General features: G+C 67.5%; 12 protein-coding genes and 3 pseudogenes. 5 read left to right on the top strand and 10 right to left on the bottom strand.

Features of this window, described 5'->3' with window-relative positions:
* Positions 1-20: 20 nt before the first annotated feature.
* The 3 genes from AB0F68_RS06685 to AB0F68_RS06695 all read right to left on the bottom strand — a co-directional run bounded on the left by AB0F68_RS06685 (position 21) and on the right by AB0F68_RS06695 (position 3,256).
* Positions 21-2,069, bottom strand: a complete 2,049-nt coding sequence (locus AB0F68_RS06685; protein ID WP_357333381.1) for a DUF262 domain-containing protein — start codon at positions 2,067-2,069, stop codon at positions 21-23.
* Between the two features lie 91 nt (positions 2,070-2,160).
* Positions 2,161-2,379, bottom strand: coding sequence for a DUF397 domain-containing protein (locus AB0F68_RS06690; RefSeq protein WP_357333382.1), 219 nt, complete (start codon positions 2,377-2,379; stop codon positions 2,161-2,163).
* The gene (locus AB0F68_RS06695) at positions 2,372-3,256 is read right to left on the bottom strand and encodes a helix-turn-helix transcriptional regulator (protein ID WP_357333383.1); all 885 of its coding nucleotides are present in this window, start codon (positions 3,254-3,256) and stop codon (positions 2,372-2,374) included. The genes AB0F68_RS06690 and AB0F68_RS06695 overlap by 8 nt, the downstream gene beginning before the upstream one ends.
* Before the next feature lie 266 nt (positions 3,257-3,522).
* Between AB0F68_RS06695 and AB0F68_RS06700 the strand changes: the two genes are divergently transcribed.
* Together AB0F68_RS06700 and AB0F68_RS06705 are read left to right on the top strand one after the other, a co-directional pair.
* Positions 3,523-3,822: a DivIVA domain-containing protein gene (locus AB0F68_RS06700; protein ID WP_357333384.1), complete on the top strand. Its 300-nt coding sequence runs from the start codon at positions 3,523-3,525 to the stop codon at positions 3,820-3,822.
* A pseudogene (locus AB0F68_RS06705) lies at positions 3,819-4,070 on the top strand (hypothetical protein). Before AB0F68_RS06700 ends, AB0F68_RS06705 begins: the two are co-directional and overlap by 4 nt.
* Before the next feature lie 85 nt (positions 4,071-4,155).
* On the opposite strand, the gene AB0F68_RS06710 reads toward AB0F68_RS06705, so the two are convergent.
* The 3 genes from AB0F68_RS06710 to AB0F68_RS06720 all read right to left on the bottom strand — a co-directional run bounded on the left by AB0F68_RS06710 (position 4,156) and on the right by AB0F68_RS06720 (position 10,224).
* Entirely contained in the window at positions 4,156-7,254 is a 3,099-nt protein-coding gene (locus tag AB0F68_RS06710; RefSeq protein ID WP_357333385.1) for a helicase-related protein, read from the bottom strand.
* A complete protein-coding gene (locus tag AB0F68_RS06715; RefSeq protein WP_357333386.1) occupies positions 7,251-8,921 on the bottom strand; it encodes a phospholipase D family protein in 1,671 nt (556 codons plus the stop codon). The genes AB0F68_RS06710 and AB0F68_RS06715 overlap by 4 nt, the downstream gene beginning before the upstream one ends.
* 67 nt (positions 8,922-8,988) lie before the next feature.
* Positions 8,989-10,224 (bottom strand): DUF6361 family protein, encoded by a 1,236-nt coding sequence (locus AB0F68_RS06720; protein ID WP_357333387.1) that lies wholly within the window; start codon positions 10,222-10,224, stop codon positions 8,989-8,991.
* Between the two features lie 449 nt (positions 10,225-10,673).
* Between AB0F68_RS06720 and AB0F68_RS06725 the strand changes: the two are divergent.
* Positions 10,674-10,888 (top strand): annotated as a pseudogene (locus AB0F68_RS06725) (transposase); the annotation flags it as partial.
* A 182-nt stretch (positions 10,889-11,070) separates the two neighbouring features.
* Here the strand turns inward: AB0F68_RS06725 and AB0F68_RS06730 are convergent.
* Positions 11,071-11,745 carry a hypothetical protein gene (locus tag AB0F68_RS06730; protein WP_357333388.1) on the bottom strand — a complete coding sequence of 225 codons (675 nt, stop codon included), beginning with the start codon at positions 11,743-11,745 and terminating at the stop codon, positions 11,071-11,073.
* Between the two features lie 28 nt (positions 11,746-11,773).
* On the opposite strand from AB0F68_RS06730, the gene AB0F68_RS06735 reads away from it, so the two are divergent.
* Both AB0F68_RS06735 and AB0F68_RS06740 read left to right on the top strand, forming a co-directional pair.
* Positions 11,774-12,181: a helix-turn-helix domain-containing protein gene (locus tag AB0F68_RS06735; RefSeq protein WP_357333389.1), complete on the top strand. Its 408-nt coding sequence runs from the start codon at positions 11,774-11,776 to the stop codon at positions 12,179-12,181.
* Between the two features lie 86 nt (positions 12,182-12,267).
* Positions 12,268-12,414: pseudogene (locus AB0F68_RS06740) on the top strand (hypothetical protein); the annotation flags it as partial.
* A gap of 478 nt (positions 12,415-12,892) precedes the next feature.
* Here AB0F68_RS06740 and AB0F68_RS06745 read toward each other — a convergent pair.
* The 3 genes from AB0F68_RS06745 to AB0F68_RS06755 form a co-directional block, all read right to left on the bottom strand.
* Positions 12,893-13,729: a carbohydrate ABC transporter permease gene (locus AB0F68_RS06745; protein WP_357333390.1), complete on the bottom strand. Its 837-nt coding sequence runs from the start codon at positions 13,727-13,729 to the stop codon at positions 12,893-12,895.
* A complete protein-coding gene (locus AB0F68_RS06750; protein ID WP_357333391.1) occupies positions 13,729-14,583 on the bottom strand; it encodes a sugar ABC transporter permease in 855 nt (284 codons plus the stop codon). Before AB0F68_RS06750 ends, AB0F68_RS06745 begins: the two co-directional genes overlap by 1 nt.
* Positions 14,584-14,675: 92 nt before the next feature.
* Positions 14,676-15,950 (bottom strand): extracellular solute-binding protein, encoded by a 1,275-nt coding sequence (locus tag AB0F68_RS06755; protein ID WP_357333392.1) that lies wholly within the window; start codon positions 15,948-15,950, stop codon positions 14,676-14,678.
* Positions 15,951-15,986 lie beyond the last annotated feature (36 nt).

Raw genomic sequence — 15,986 nt, forward strand, 5'->3', positions numbered from 1 at the left:
GCATCTGCGTGCGTCGACTCCTACGCCTTTCGTGCTCCTCGGAGGCCCCGCTCATTGGTTCCGGGCTCGACGCCCGGCACAGTGCACCTACCTGAGGACGGAAACAGCCTGGCGTGGATCGCGCCGGCCGAGGGAAATTCGTCGCCGTACTCGTCGCTGCGGTGGCGACGGATCTCGTTGATCGTGAGGAACGATCCCGGCGCCAGGCCGAAGAAGGCCGAGACGATGTGCGCGCCGATGTCCCGACGGCCTGAACCCTGGCGTGACGACGAGGCAGCGGGCGCGGAGTGGGCGACGGCGTCGACCTGCTCAGTCCGCTGCTCCAGCGGAGCGGCCGGCTCCACCCCGAGCAGTTGCAGCAGACGCTCCCGCATGAGCGCCCGGCGCTGGTCGTAGAACGATAGGAAGTCTGACAGCGGCGGGAGGTCGGCGAGGTCATTGCGCACGAGATAGCCCGACCGGGCGGCGGCATCCGGATACGCCCGTCGAACCCACTCCGATGGCAGAGCCGCCCGCTTGTCAACGTTTTCGGTGCCCTCCAAGAGCTGCAGATTGGCCAGCCTGTCCACGCGGTCTAGGTAGGTGGGGATGTCATCCTCAGGAATCCCCGCTGCGCGCAGCCTCGCGGCGGTGAACCTGCTCTTCGGATATACGTGATCGAGGTGGAACGCGTTGCGCACGTCGATGCCCGGGTAGAGCAGCGCCAACAGGGAGAACGTCTTTGTTGCGCCATACTTCAAGTCCAGCAGGTCGTCCAGTTCGAGCGGGTCAAATCGCAGGGCCTTGCCCTGTCGGGACAATTCTCGCTCGAGTGATGCGCGAGGGAACCCATTGCGTGCCTCCGCGTCCAACACCGCCCGAAGCCCGCCGAGCAGAGTGTCGAGGCCGCTGCCCCAGGTTCCGCTCTTGATGACAGTTCGCAGCAGCCAACGACGGACCTCTGACCGATCCTCGGCATCGGCGGTACGGCGCAGATAAGCAGAATCGAGCCGTCGGAGATGCGCGTAGTGGGCGAGCGGGATGATCACACTGCTCGCAGGTAGGGTAGCCGTGGAGAAGCCGAAGTCGCTCAGGAGTTGAGCGGCGAGCCGCAACGCACGCTCGATGTCATCCCAGCCCTCTTCCATGGCGAGCATGGTGTGCCGGTCGAAGTTGTCGACCTTGAAGCGGATGTCGCGCTTGCCCAACAGAACCAGGCCGCTCTTCAGCACGCTGTTCTTGTCGAAGCTGAAGCCCTGCCCCACACGGTTGAGATCATCGACGAGCTCGTGGATCTCTTCCCTCGCGTCACGGTGTCGCCATTGGGAAGTGGCGATGCTCAGCAGCAGATCACTAAAGGAGAGGGGGACGGCGCCGCTGTTGACCCGAATGAAGATGTTGAGGACCTTTTCCAGGCTCTGATCCTCCTCCTCGAAGTAGTTGATAAGCGTGTGTCGCTTCACCACTTCGTAGAGCTTGAACAACACCCGCCCGGCGGAGTTGGGCAGCTCATGCCGCGCGGTGATATCGAACACCTGGTCGCCTTCGCTGATGTCGCGAACGTCGGAGACAGGAAACCAGAAGGTGCTCTCGTCGCGGAACGCAGCCTCCTCTACCGTCAGAAATCGGAAATGGTAAGCGAGCTCCAATTCGTCGTCATCACCGCGGGCAAGTAAGTTGATGTACAGCTTCTTGGTTGGGTAGGCGAGCGGGTTGTTCGCCCGCATCCTTGGTAGCTTCTCGGCGTAGGAGCCGCGGAGGCCGATGTTGAGGGCCGTCAGCCGCTGCTGACCGTCTAAGATGGCGGTCACATCGCGGCCGCGCTCGACGTCCAACGTGGGGCAGTGGGGTGAGTTCCTGGCGTGATAGGTCCGGACGAAGTCGTAGAAGGTGTATGACTTGACCTTGTCGCCGTTCACCTTCCAGAAGAGGAAGGACCCGATCGGATAACCGCGCATCAAGCTGTCAAAGAGCTTGCAGATCCGATCGGGGCCCCAGACGAACTCCCGCTGGATCGCGGGAAGAACGTAGTCGTGTCGCGTCATCCGCTCCAAGGCGGTGGCGATCGTAATGGGCGCCTGGAACGGCACGAGACCTCCTGATCGACGGGTTGGGAGCCGAGGAACGAGAACCTGTGGGTGATCAGTATGGCCGCTCGTAAGCGATCTGGTTGTCCCGCTGCTACCGCTGTATCGAGTCCGGGCCAACCCGCTTCGCATTGATTGCGCCGACGAAATCCCGCCAAGCATTGGCAAGGAAGACCAGGGCTGGTCCGACGGCGTCTTTGGAGTCGCGTACGGCGACGATGCCGGGGAGGTTGGTGGCGACCTCGACGCAGTTGCCACCGTTGTCGCCGCTGCGGGTGCTCTTGCGCCAGACGGCGCCGGTCAGGTCAGTCATGGCGCATCTCCCCGATGACCCTCTTGATCATGTCCCTCGATTCTGCCTCACTTAACGCCAGGACATCCAGGCCCGCCCAGGCGTTCTCATAGGCGCGCAGCTCCTCAGGCTTGTCGAGGTAGAGCGCCCCGGTGAGGGACTCGCTGTAGACGACAGACGGCTCGGGGACTCGACCTCCCTTGCTGGCGGGGAAGTCGAGGATGACGAAGGAGCCGGCGACCGACCCAGGATGAGGGCCGGCTGCAAGGGGCACAACGCGCAGGGAGACGTTTGGTAGTTCGGAGGCTTCGAGCAGGCGAGTCAGTTGGCCGGTCATGACGCCTGGTCCGCGAACTGTCCTCCGGAGCACGGCCTCAGAAAGCGCCGTGTCCAGACGTGGAGGCTGCGGCAGTCTGCGGGTCAGCAGAGTTTGCCGCTGGAGTCGCACCTCGACGGCGCGCTCGCGCTCCTGAACGCTCAGCCGACTGCCTGGCTGGTAGAGGGCGAGGGCGTAGGCGCGAGTCTGAAGCAGTCCGGGTATCAGGTTGTCGCCGTACTCCCGTAGGTGCGCGGCGGCAGATTCCAGGCCGACGTACAGCTCGAACCAGCTCGGCACCGCGTCCCCGTACGCGTGCCACCAGCCCTTCGACTTCGTCTCCGCGGCCAGTCCTTTCATCGCCTCGGTCAGCTCGGCGGAAATCCCGTACAGCTCGCACATTGCCTTGACGTCGAGCACCCGGACTGCGCCCAGGCCGCACTCGATGCGCCAGATCTTTTGTCGGCTGTATTCGAGAGCCTCGGCGGCGGCGTCGAGAGTTACGCCGGCCTCGGTTCGGTACTGGCGCAGCAGCCGGCCGAGCTGCCGGCGCGGCACGGTCGATCCAATGTCTTCCGCCATCCGGCCACCCCTTGGTTCCGTCTTGCAACACTTCGTGACGCCGCCATGCAACCTCTACCGGTTGCAGTAAAGAAAGTCAATGCATCTGGCGAGAAATACGTGATGGAACGTTGCATTGCCGCTCCAATGTGTCCCAAGCTGGCTATCAATGGCCGTGCTGCCGTACTGCGGATGGGAGCTGCGGTGGCAGGGCCGGGTGGGTCCGCTCGTGCGGGGAGGGCGGGTGGCCCCACCCATCCACGCCCGATATAGAGGAGGCCAGCGGCATGAGTGTCCGGAACCAGCGACCGACCCCGGGGAGCGGAGCAACCTACCGCTCCGGCGGGTACACCAGTCTGCTTCCCTGGCAGGTGCGCGAGCGCCGCTTCAAGCCGGTCGGGCTTGGACGTCGCGGCCTCGATCCCGACGACGTATACACCTTCCTCGACCAGGTCGCCGGCGACATGGCCGCCGTCTACGCCGCCCTGGCCGCCAGCCGCCGGGAGACCGCCGTCATCAAGGACGCGCTGCGCCGCTGGCAGTCCGACCAGGCCCGCGACCGTGACGCCCGGGGACACGACCAGTGACCCAGCGGTACGTCATCCACCTGCCGATCGTCGCCAAAGAACTGCCCGCCGCACAGCGCCTGGCTCGAGTCCTCGGCCGCTGGGTGCTCGTCCTACCGCAAGCCGAGCCCGGCGGGACCACGGTCTCGACAGAGGACGACTAAAACCTGCGCCACTGGGTCTTCTGCGATGCGCTCATGCCCAGCGGGCAGCGCTGCCTGATCCGAGCCGACCACGACGGTCCTTGCTCCCGCCGCCTCCGCCGCTGAAGGCCGTGCGGCCATCATGCCCTACCAACGTGATACCGGGCGCTAACCCCGGCATAGCGAGGATGGCAGCTGACCCGCTTTCTCGTTACGGTTGCCTTCGTTCGGGCGCGGGTCGCAGATCCAGAACGTCGGGAACGCCCACCTGGCTGGTCTCCCGTCGCCGCAGCAGGTTGAGCAGGTCCTCCTGCCGCGGCTGGCCGAACGCCAGTCGGTACCTCACCAGGTCGACCTTGAGTCGGTCGAGCTTTCCCTGGTCGCGGCTGAGCGGGTACGGCAGGACGTGTCGTTCGATCTTCGCCGGGCCTGGGAACACCCAGTACGGCGCGAAGTCTCCCAGCTCGCCGGAGACAGCTCGTGCCGCGTCGTAGAGGGCCTTCCACACGTCCGGCCCAGGGGAGCGCAGGGCGTCGGCGCGGTGGGCGGCGGCGACGTTGCGGCGGACGGCGTGGCCGCCGAATCGGTGCACCCGCCCTTCACGCTGCTCGAAGTCGACGGGGTTGGCGGGGGTGTTCCAGTGCACGACCGCCGAGCACCACTGGTGGAAGTCGATGCCCTCTTGGCCGGCGCTGGTGGTGGCGACAACGAACGGCCAGAACGGGCTGTTGAAGGCCCGGCGTACGGCGACCTTGCGGTCGACTTGCGATTGTTCCTCGCCGCGGCCGCCGTAGCGCAGCGCGAACCGACCGGGCAGCTTGATCGGCTGCCGGGGGTGGTGCGGGTCAAAGGCAACGTAAGTTGACGGACGGCTGGCGATAGCCTGCCGCGCCTCGTCGGCGAGTTTCCACAGCTCCTCGTCGTTGAGCGGCGTGTCCGAGGCCGTGCTGCGCAGTGTGTGCAGGTGCTCGTCGAGGACGGCCTGCAGACCGCCGGCCGCGCAGTACCGCAGCACCGCCTGCCAGTAGACCTGGCCCATCGCTAGGCTTTCGAGTAGTTGCGCGGATTCGGGCCGGTTGAACAGGGAGCGCAGCCCGTTGGCCAGCAGCGCGGCGGCGCGCCAATGTCCGGCGAGTGTGACGGCGCTGCCGGGGTGGATCAGCCGCGACAGCGCCCGCCAGGCGATGTTGCCGGGGCCGTGCAGGCCGATCGCCGTGACAGTGTCGAGCATCCCTTCCGGCTGGCCCGCTGCCGGGTAGCCGGTCTGGCCGGCCAGCTCGCGGGCGCGGGCCACGTGCCGGTCCAGACCCGTGGCCGGCCCCTCGTCGTCGGCGGACGCTTCCCCCATGGCCGCGGCGGCGTCCTCGACGCCGGGATCGCCGCCCGGCCACCGGAAGACCAGCTCCCACGGCTCCGCCGGACCGGCCTCGGTCGTTGCCAGCCGGGCGGCCACGTGCGCGCGTAGCCGCTCCCGGACCTCCCGCTCGATGACGGCGAGCGTCGGGGTCTCGTCCGGCCGTTGCCGGGCTACGTCGAGCGGGTCGCACAGGGCTGCCAGGGCGGGATGCGGCCAGAACAGGGCGAGCGCGCTCATCGCCGCCGGACGATCGTGCTCCATCCGGTAGTCGAGGTGGCGGTGCCCTTCGCCGGCGCGGCCCAGCCGGCGCTCGGCTTCGTAGCTGAGCAGTCCTGCTACGGCGGTGGGGGTGGCGTTCCAGGAGGAGAACAGTAGCCGCTTGGTGATGCCCTCCCGCGCCGCCGTCGCGAACGGTTCACCGAGCGCGTGATACGGCAGCGACGGCGGTAGCCACAGCAGCTGCCACCAGCCGCGGTCGACGGTGTCCGCGGCGAGCTGCCGCAGCCGACTGTTGCCGAGATCGACCGGTTCTCGGCGGCTGATTGCGTCGGCGTCCAGCAGCTGCGCGGAGGCCAGCAGCGCGGGCACCTCCGGGTGCGGACGGTCGTCCAGCGCCGCGCGGACCTTGTCGCCCAGCTGGTAGCCGTCGAGGAAGTTCAGGAAGTATGGGGCGGACTTCCAGTACTCGACAGTCATCGGGGCGCCTACCGCCTGGGCGATCTTGCGCATCGCAACGTAGCTGCGCACGTCCCGGACGTCGAGATCGTCGGCAAGGCTCAGCTGTTCGCGCAGCATCCCGTCCTGGCCCAGCATGGGCCGCTCGGTGCGGCACATGACCCGCAGCAGCAGGCCGCGCAGCCAGTCACGCAGGTCGCCGCAGGGCTCGCCGCGCACCAGCGCCTCCCGGTACGACTCGAACGCCTTGGTCACGTCAGCGTGCCACGGCTCGTCGTCGCTGAGGAATCGCAGCACCTGCCGGAAGTCGGCGTGGTGGTCCTCGCCGGCGGCGGCCTCCTCGGCGAAGGTGAACGGCTTGTACGGGGTGGCCGACAGCAACAGCACCCGGGCGGCCCGGTAGTCGAACAAATGCCGGGCGAGCTCGGCGCCCTCGCCGCCGTTCGGGTCGAGCAGTTCCCGGAACCGCTGGAACTCGTCGAGAATGATCAGGTCGGGCTCGAGAACCTCGACGCCGGCGGTGGCCAGCGCCGTACGCAGGTCGCCGGTGAGCTTGCGGGCGGTCTCCCGCAGCGCATCGGGCAGGACATCGCGCCGGCCGATCCCGTCGAGCAGCGCCTCGAACTGGTGGAGCAGGCCCCGCCGCCGGGCCTGACGGAGAAACTCCTTGGTGATGGTCCGGTCGAGCTTCCCGCCCAGGTGTTCGCGCAGCCGGTCGCACCGCTCCTTGAACCGTTCGGGCTTGGCTACGCCCGCCTGCAGTGCCCGCAGCGCCGCCCGTCCTCGCCACCCGTCCCAAGAGCTCGCCTGCTCCAAGATTAGAAACAGCAGCGCCCGTTCTTCCGCCGTGCCGGTCCGCCAGCCCTGGTCGAAGGAGGTGCCGGGGGTGAACGCGACCAGGTTGATCGGCTTGCCGGCGCGGGCGGTCGCGGCATTGAGCTGGTCCGCGTGCTTGGCGAGCAGGGTGAGCCGGCTGGACAGGGTGACCGTCTCGTCCGGGGTGACCCGCAGCCGGTCGATGTTCTGCCGGGCGACGTCCTGGTTGGAGCAGACGTAGATGACGTCGACCCGCTCGACGCTGTCATCGTCCTGCAGCCGCTGCAAGGTCTGCGCGATAACGCCTCGCGCGACGACACTTTTGCCAAGCCCGGTCTCGTCGGCGACCAGGAACCGGCGGGCTGGCTCGGTGCCGAAGTACCGATCGATGACATGGGCGACGGTGGCGCGCTGGAAGTCCTTCAATCCGGCCATGACCGGGCCGGCGTCGTACCGCTTCACGAGCGCACCGCCTCCGTCATCGTGTCCCGCGCCTGCGTGATGACCCGCCACAGCTCGATGAAGCCGGGCGGCAGCAGACGCTCGCCGTTACCGCCGGCTTCGATGCGGGTGACCAGCCGAGCCAGCTCGTCGAGCTGCTCCGGCCGGTCGACGAGAGCGTTGAGCAGCAGCTCGAGAATTCCGGTTGCGCCAAGGCGCCAGGCGCCGTGCCCACCAGCCTCGCCGGCGATGGCGGCGACAGCCTCGGTCCCGAGGCCGAGCATGAGGAGCAGGAACTGCAGGAACTTCTCCGGCGTGTCGATCTGCGCGGCGATGACATGGTCGAGCCGGTGCGCGGGATCGCCGACCAGAGCAGCGAGGACCACCGTCTGTTCCCGACCGGTGCTGTCCTCCACGCTGACCACGACGAACGGGGTGATGTCGACCAGCGCAAGCCCGCTGAACGCCGCGCCCATCGGCTGTCCCGGCGCAAGCACCACCGCCTCCCCGCGGCGGGTGTGCAGCTGCGCGGTAATCCGCACGCCCGGCACATCGGGTAGGGCGTCCTCGGACGTCAGCCGAAGCTGGTAGCTGTCGGCCTCGGAGGTGACGGCGGCTGACAGCGGAATGGCGGCGATGTCGCGGATCAGCTCACGAAGACCGGCCGCCTCCGGCTCCGGTTCGGCAGCGTCGTGGCGTTCGTAGGGTTCGAGGATCTCCCGGAAGCCCGCCGTGGGACCGAGCAGAGCGTCGATGCCCCACTGGGTGCGGCCACCGACCAGTTCCACGAGCAGTTCGACGTTACCGCCGAATGCCGCGTCGGTGGCGTTCGCCGATCCCAGCAGCACCCGCGCCTGGTGGCCCTTCTCCACCACGTACAGCTTCGCGTGCAGCCCGGCGAGCACCTCCTGGCCCGACGGCGCGCCTTCCGCCGGTAGGCCGGCCAGGGAATTGATCACCAGCGCCTCGGATCCGGCCAGGCTCTCGTCAGGCAGGCAGTCGAGCGTCTCCTGCCGGCTCACCACCGCCAGCTGGCTGCTTGGTGCGCACCGGTCCAGACCACCGGCTGTGCAGAAGGGCGAAATAACCAGGTTACGCGTACCGACGAAGTCCGGGGGGCGAGCGTTGGGCACGCCGAGCGCGTGGAAGTACATCTCCCGCGCGCCCTCGGGGCGCTCCCACTCCGCGCGGCGCAGGTCCTCGGCCAGCGCCTCGACCGCCGCCAGCCGGTGAGACGGCAGCGGCGCGACTGCCAGCCGCGTCGCCTGTCGCAGCAGTTCGTACAGGGGCCGGTTGTTCCGGGCCGGCCGGGTGCCGATCGTACCGTCCAGGCGCAGGCACACATCCCAACTGCGATCCTTGGTCAGATTGCGGCTGAGCACCAGCAGCCGCACCGACGTCTCCCCGGTCGCCTCGTCGTGGAAGCGCAGCGCCCACAGCTTCGGATGGAACAGGTGACCCGGCTTGGGCCGGCGCACCTGGTGCACAATCGGCTCCACGAACGCCAACAGCGCAGAACTCGTCGGTGGCACCGCGATCTGCCCTGCCTGACAGAACACGTCGATGCGGTCGGCGCAGTGCCGCACACCCTCCATCACCGCGATCGGGTCCGTCGACTCGCGCAGGCCGTGCGCGGCGAAGGCCAGCGGGGCGACCAGCAGGCTCTCCAGATCGAGGGTGAACGTCAACGCCACAGCCCGGGACAGCCGTGCGCCTGGCGGCGGGCGCAGAGCGTCGAGCAGGAGCGCGCGGGAATCAGGCGCGAGCACCGGCAGGCTCCGGCAGGTCAGCGGTGCAGCCGTCGTGGATGTCGACGAGGATCCGGCGAACCTGCGGCCAGCGGAACACCAGCTGCCGGCTGCCCGACGCGCCGCTCCAGGTGCGCAGCAGCTTGTCGTTGACCAGCCGCGACTGGCTCTTCTTCACCGACCGTTCCCGCTCGGCCACCAGATTCCGCAGGCTCTGGTCATCGGCGGCATCACCTGCGGCTCCGCTGGTGACCGCGTCGAGCCAGCGGTCGATGAATCGGCGCGCGGCGAGATTCGCCGCGATCCGCGGGTTCTGGTGGATCAGCTGATCCCACATTCCCGACCGGTCCCAGCCCTTGAGGCCGCGCTCCGCCGACACCCGATCGTCCCAGCCCTTCAGCTCGTTCCGGTACCAGTCCACCGGCTCCTCGTGCTCGGTCAGACCTGCCGCCTGATACCGCTCGGCAATGAGCAGGTTGTACAGCAGCGCCGCACCGTGGATCGCCAATGAGAACCGGGCGGCATCCCGCACCAGCGATCCCATCGGCTCCGGGGCAACGAGAGCCGCCGGTTCATCCCACGGCGCCGTACTTTCCCAGCCGGGACGGTTCTCGGGCTGGAGCAGGTATGCCAGCAGGGTGCTCGGCGCCGCGGTGAGAAGCCGTTCCCGCAGCCATCGGGCCTCGCCGGGGCTCAGCCTCAGCCCACCCGCAACCTCCGTAGGAAAATTCGCCGGGGGCGGCGGCAGGGTCGGGTGCCAGACTCCGCCCGACCGCTCGGTCAGCTCATCGGCTTCAGCCGGGCCCGATGTCAGCGGGCCGCCGGGTGCGCTGTCGTCGGCGCCAGTTCTGATGCCGTAGCGCAGCAGCGCCGCCGCGTAGATGCTCGACGGCAGCGTCCGCACACCCGCCCCGGCCCGCCGTCCGATCACACCCTCCGTGTCGTCCCGGCGCAGCAGAGCGTCGATCACCTTCCGCTCGTTGCGATCGACCTGGGCGGCGAAGCGGTCACCGCGCAGCCCTCGGCGCTGCGCCTCCTCATAGCACCAGGGCACTATCAGCAGATACCGGGCCCGGGTCTGGATGACCGACGTACCGGGGAAGAGCAGGTCACTGAACGCGTCCCGGACCTGGCCGATGCCCAACTCGTCCCGGCTCTCCGTGTCGCTGAACAACTTCAGCAACTCGCGCAGGCGTTGCTGGTCCTCGCGGGAGCTGTCCAGCCAGCTCAGTCCCGAAGCCATAGATACCTTCCGCTCATACCCTTGCTAGGGCGAAGACGGCACCGCGGACAGGGGCAACAGCTTATTTGAATCCGTTGCGGGATGCCGCCCGCTGTGGAAGGTACGGCTCAGCCGGCCTCTCGATCGCTCCACCACGCCGCGTCCTGATAGTCACTCGTTCGTCGCCTCCGGCCCGCCCGGCAATAAGCCGCACCCGTCGTCAGCACTGCACTACCGTAGGTGCGGCTGATCCTGTCCGGGATGACCCGTTCGATGGTCGTTATCCGACGTTCGGGTAGTGCCGGCCGTCCGGGCGCAGCGGGCGATCTTCCGACGTGCCAGGCCGAATCGTGCGGCCGCCGGGCGCCGACATCGCCCCGAGATTCGGGTGTATCCGCTGTCCAGCGACCCACAACCTGCGACCGACGGCGAAAGAGGCCGTCGTTTATGCCGGCATTGACCGTGGAAGACGCCTATCACCCGCCCGCGTCCGCTGAGGGTTCCGGCACCTCCGCGCGAGAAACGCATGCCTGGCCAGAGCACCGAAACCTTCCCGCCCAGGCCCCCGGCCGACCACCAGGCTGAACCAACAAACAGCGCCCAACGCCACGACGTGCACATCAGCCCACGCGCGAGAACGAAACCGAAGACATCGACTACTCCCCGCCCACGCTGCACGGGTTAAGATCAAGCTCAGCAGATGCGGCTCGAAGCGCAACTCTGCGCTAGGACGTGTCCGGCGTGGACGTGTCGGGCAACACGAGGCCACGAGGTAGTCCAGAATCGTGGCCACGGCTACCACCTGTTCTGTTCTTCGTATCCTTGCAGGGAACGTAGGGATCATCAGGTGGCGGCCGGTTTACGTCTTCACGACACGCTGAATCCGCACAGGATCAGCGCGACGCACGGGCGCTGAGTTTGAAAAAGAAATTCAGCTGACATTGCAATTCGGTTGTCCACGGCGATCCAGTTCGTCTCCCACGTCTTCCCGCCGTCGTCTGAGAAGGCCTGTTCGAACCTCGCCTTGTCCGGGCCCTGCCGGAAGATGAGGAAGCGCACCTTGATCGCGCGTCCCCCGAGCTGGTCGTCGCCGTAGAACTCGCCCACACCGTCGTGGAACCGGCCGTACACGGACGGGGTGAGCAGTCCATCGCGGAGGTTCACGAAGGTCAGGCTCCAGCGCCCCGCCTGGGGCTCATAGAGGCGCAGATTGAGGCCCTCGATCCGTCCGTTTGGCCCCGAGACCTTGAGTTCGACGACATTCGCCCGCTGGTCCAGCAGTGGGCGCACGACGCTCGTACCCTCGAAGTGGAGCCATTCATCCTCGGACTCCGAGAGCGGATCGGCGAGCACCCGCACCTTGGTATGCCAGGCACCGATCTCCCAGTCGAAGTCACGTTGGCCGTCCTCGGCAGCCGCCGAAGCCCTGAGGGGAGCCGCCGCCGCGTCGCCCGACGCCGCTATCGCAGTCAGTATGAGAAGCGAGAGGCACGGGACCAGGATCCGTATGTATGGCATCGTGATCTTGGTGTGAAGGTTCATGATTCGACTATCTGAGCGGAGCACGCCCATGAACAAGAAGGCACCTGCAGGTAACCCCTCACCGTCGCGCCCCAATCCTCTACCCGGCTGCCCAATGGCCGCGGCGTTTGCCGCGGTCGGTGGAAAGTGGAAGCTGACCCTTCTGTACTGGCTCGCCCATGGCGAGTGCCACTTCGCCGGCCTCCGCCGTCTGGGCGCGCCGATCACGCCCAAAGTGTTGGCCGAGCAGCTGCGCGAACTCGAGGCTGACGGGCTCGTCGAGCGCGTCGTGACCGGACCCATCCCGGAGCCGGTCATCTACAGGCTCACCTCCTACGGCATCACGGTTTTGCCCGTCGTGGAAGGCGTCCGGGTCTGGGGCGAGGCGCACCTTCAGCGCACTCACGGCCACGCCACACCCGACGAGTCGATGCGCTGCACGCACGCAATCGCGTAGGCCCGCGGCTGGCCGGGGACCGGCGCTGCCTGCTCCGCACCGACCAGCTCTCCGGAGAGCAAGTTTGACGCCATTACGCCGGCAACCACCGCCGTCATGGCGTCAACGCCCAGGTCGTCGCCGACGCCGCCGGCCGCCTGACCTGGATCTCACCCGCGCTGCCCGGCTCAACCCACGACCTGACCGCCCCCGCGAGCACGGGATCATCGACGCGCTCACCGAGGAGCAGGTGATCACCATCGCCGACCGACAAGGACTACCGCGGCGCCCGCGGCACCGTCATCGTCCCCTTCTGCGCCCGGAACCTGCCCGAGCCCATGCGCAAGGTCAACCGATCCCACGCCAACGTCTGCGCCATCGGCGAACGCGCCGTCGCCACCGTCAAGACCTCGAAACTCCTGGCCAAGCTGCACTGCTGCCCACGCCGCGCCCCCCGCTACTCGCCGCAATCCTCGTCCTTCAACTCGTCGAGGAGCAACGCTACTCAGGTTGAGAAGAGTTCAATGGCATCGATGTCAATACCACGGATGGTCAGGTGGGCACTAGCCGGTACTCATGGCGCGCCTTTACCAGCTCAAGCAGTTCGTCGAGCCGGTCGTAGGTGCCCGATGAGCGACCAGTCCGGCATCTCCCAGTACCGGAACAGCTGTCCACTGATCTAGCCACCTTGAGGGTCCCCGCACCGGCGAGTACGGGGACCCGATGGTCGTGTCAGCGCACCGCACCGGACGTCAGGCCGCCCACTAGGTGGCGCTGGAGCAGCACGCAGAGGACCACGATGGGAGTGATCGCGACGAGCGAGGTCGCCGCGATCGTGCCCCAATCGGGACCGCTGTCGGTGACAAATGAACTGACCAGCACCGGAAACGTCTTGGCCTTGTTGGTGGTCAGAATCAACGAGAAGAAGAACTCGTTCCAGGAGAAGATCATGCAGAACGCGGCCGCGGTCGCGATCGCCGGTCGCAGCAACGGCAGGATGACGCTCCAGAAGGTGCGCAGCGGGCCGGCCCGGTCCATGGCCGCCGCCTCAAAGATCTCGCGCGGGATCTGGCTTACCGCCGGCTGGATGATCCAGATGGCCAGCGGCAGGTGAAACGCCGTGTAGACGATGATCAGCGCGAAGACCGTGTCGATTAGCCCGCTGGAGCGCATGAGCACGAACAGCGGGATGATGATCGCGAACGGTGGCAGGAAACGCAGCAGCAGGAAGCCCAGGCCGATGTGCCGCCCGGCGTCGCCGGGGAAACGGTGCGAGGTGAGCGCGAACGCGGCCGGCGTCGCCAGCGCGAGCGTCAGGATCGTCGAGACCGCGGTGGCGACGAGGCTGTTCGCGAAGTACGGACCGACCGTGCCGCCGAAGAAGACCTCGCGGAAATGGTCGAGGGTCGGGTGGGACGGGAGTATCCGTGGCGGGAAGACCAGGATCTCGGAGTTGCGCTTGAACGCCGTGCTGATCATCCATGCGAACGGCAACAGGGTCGCGAAGAGCAGGGCCGCGATCGCGACGAACCGCAGCGCGGCAAGGCTGAGGCGAGCTACCGGGTTCATCAGGTCAACCTCTTCTCGACACGGCGCACGAAGCCCAGGTAGAGCAGAGCGAAGACGGACAGCGCGACGGTGACCGTGATCGCGACGGCCGATGCGTAGCCCTGGTCGAACTCGGCGAACGCGTTGCGGTACAGGTAGATGGCGATGGTCTGGGTCGAGGTGCCCGGCCCCCCGCCGGTGAGGGTGTACGGGAGGTCGAAGGTCTTGGTCGCGTCCAGCGCGCGCAGCAGGATGGCGACCAGCGTGACCGGCAGTAGCAGTGGCAGCGTGATGTGCCGGAAGATCCGCAACGCGCCGGCCCCGTCGAGGCGGGCCGCTTCCCGCACTTCCTCCGGGATGCCGAGCAGACCGGCGGAGATGAGCATGAACATGAACGGCGTCCAGTGCCACACGTCTACCAGGATGAAGACCCACAGGGCCTTCGAGGGGTCGCCGACCCAGTCCATGTTCTGCGTGCCGAAGATGGCGTTGAGCCAGCCGAACTGCGGGTTGAGCAGCGCCCGCCAGCTGATGCCGATGACCACCGGGCAGAGCATCATCGGGATCGCGAAGACGACCCGCAGGGTCTGGCTCATCCGCGAGACGGTGCCCTGCAGCAGCAGTGCCAGCGCCCAGGCGAGGACCAGCTCCACGGAGATGCTTACCACGATGAAAATCGCGGTGACTCGCAGCGAGTTCCAGAACGCCGCGTCGTGCAGCATTTCGACATAGTTGTCGAGGCCGACCGCTTCGGCGTCGCCGGCGGCTCCGAGGTTGGTGAAGCTCAGGTAGACCGTCCGCACCAAGGGGTAGATGACGAAGCCGAGGCAGACGGCGACCGCAGGCGCGAGCAGCCAGAAGTGCACGGTCGGCACGCGGAGCTGGCTCCGCCGACTTGGCTTCGGGGCAGAGCCCGGATCGGCCGGCGCGGTCGGCCGGACCCGGGCTTGCGTCGTCGACATGTCAGCTACTTCCCGTTGTTGATCTTCACGTACTCGTCGGCCATTTCCTGGGCGGCGGCGGCCGCGTTCGGGATCTGGCCGGCCAGGAAGCGGGACGAGACGTCGGTGAACATGGTGTTCAGCTTGCCCGCGGTCGCGCCGCTGGGCCGCGGCGCGGCGGTCTCAAGGGCGGCCCGGACACCCGTGGTGTAGAACTTGTCCGCGACGTCGCCGGCCTCGTACGTGGCGCCCTGCACGGGGCTCTTGCCGTACTGGACGAAGCAGTCGTGATCGGCCGCCGCCGACGACATGAAGGAGGCGAACTTGTAGGCGTTGTCCTGGTCGGAGGACGACTTGGCGACTGACAGGCCCCAGCCGCCCGCTTCGCCCTTGCCGCCCGGGATCGTGGCGACGCCGACCTTGCCGTACACCTTGTTCTCCGGTGTCTGGTCAGTGATCTGTGACAGGACCGTCGTTGGCATAAGCTCGGCCATCGCGACGTTGCCGGCCGCGAACTGGGCGCTGACCTCGACGAAGGTCGCCTGGCGGGCACCCGCGGGCGACAGCTCGGTGGCGTCACGCTTGAGCAGGTCGAGCGCCTTGGTGGCGGTGGCGACATCGAGCGTGCTCCGCGGTGTGCCGAGCACAGCGCCGCCAAGGCCGTAGTAGCGGTTGTTGAACGCCGACTGCACGTTGGCGTCGCCGGCCTTCACGGACGTGCCGTACACGCCGGGGTAGTCCGGGTTCTTGTCGAAGAACTTGGCGACCTTCTCGTAGTCGTCCCAGGTCTTCGGCGGCTCGAGCCCGGCCTTCTGGAGCAGGTCGGTGCGGTAGAACAGCGTCTCGGCCTGGGCGCTGAACGGCACCGCGTATTGCTGGTTCTCGAAGGTGTAGCTCTGCGAGACCGATGGGATGACACCGGACAGCGACTGGTCGGCCTTGAGCTTGTCGGTCAACGGGGTGAGGAACGGCGCGAACTCGCCGGTCCACTGGTACGCGACCATGATGACGTCGTAGCTGTCGGCGCCGCTGGACAGCGCGGTGAGCAGTTTGTCGTGCAGCGTCGGGTAGCCCTCGTGGATGACCTGCACCTGGACGCCGGTCTCCTCCGCGAACTTCTTGGCGTAGCCCTCGGCGCACGGGTCGTACGCGCCGCCGGACAGGAACACGGCGGTCAAGCCGTCGCCACCGGACTCATCGCCGCCACCCCCCGCGGTGCTGCATGCGGACAGGGTCAGCGCGAGGGCTGCGCCGGCGGCGAGGACCGCCGAACCGACGCGACGGGAACGGGTTCTCTTCATAGGGGTTCGATCCTCTTCCTCGAAACCGGGCGGCCG

It is taken from the genome of Micromonospora sp. NPDC023966, assembly GCF_040639095.1.
Taxonomy (GTDB): Bacteria; Actinomycetota; Actinomycetes; order Mycobacteriales; family Micromonosporaceae; genus Micromonospora.

Bases quoted from the DNA above. Each gene is read 5' to 3' on its own strand.
- AB0F68_RS06690 (WP_357333382.1), bottom strand. From the start codon at position 2,379: ATGACTGACCTGACCGGCGCCGTCTGGCGCAAGAGCACCCGCAGCGGC.
- AB0F68_RS06695 (WP_357333383.1), bottom strand. From the start codon at position 3,256: ATGGCGGAAGACATTGGATCGACCGTGCCGCGCCGGCAGCTCGGCCGG.
- AB0F68_RS06700 (WP_357333384.1), top strand. From the start codon at position 3,523: ATGAGTGTCCGGAACCAGCGACCGACCCCGGGGAGCGGAGCAACCTAC.
- AB0F68_RS06720 (WP_357333387.1), bottom strand. From the start codon at position 10,224: ATGGCTTCGGGACTGAGCTGGCTGGACAGCTCCCGCGAGGACCAGCAA.
- AB0F68_RS06730 (WP_357333388.1), bottom strand. From the start codon at position 11,745: ATGAACCTTCACACCAAGATCACGATGCCATACATACGGATCCTGGTC.
- AB0F68_RS06735 (WP_357333389.1), top strand. From the start codon at position 11,774: ATGAACAAGAAGGCACCTGCAGGTAACCCCTCACCGTCGCGCCCCAAT.
- AB0F68_RS06745 (WP_357333390.1), bottom strand. From the start codon at position 13,729: ATGAACCCGGTAGCTCGCCTCAGCCTTGCCGCGCTGCGGTTCGTCGCG.
- AB0F68_RS06755 (WP_357333392.1), bottom strand. From the start codon at position 15,950: ATGAAGAGAACCCGTTCCCGTCGCGTCGGTTCGGCGGTCCTCGCCGCC.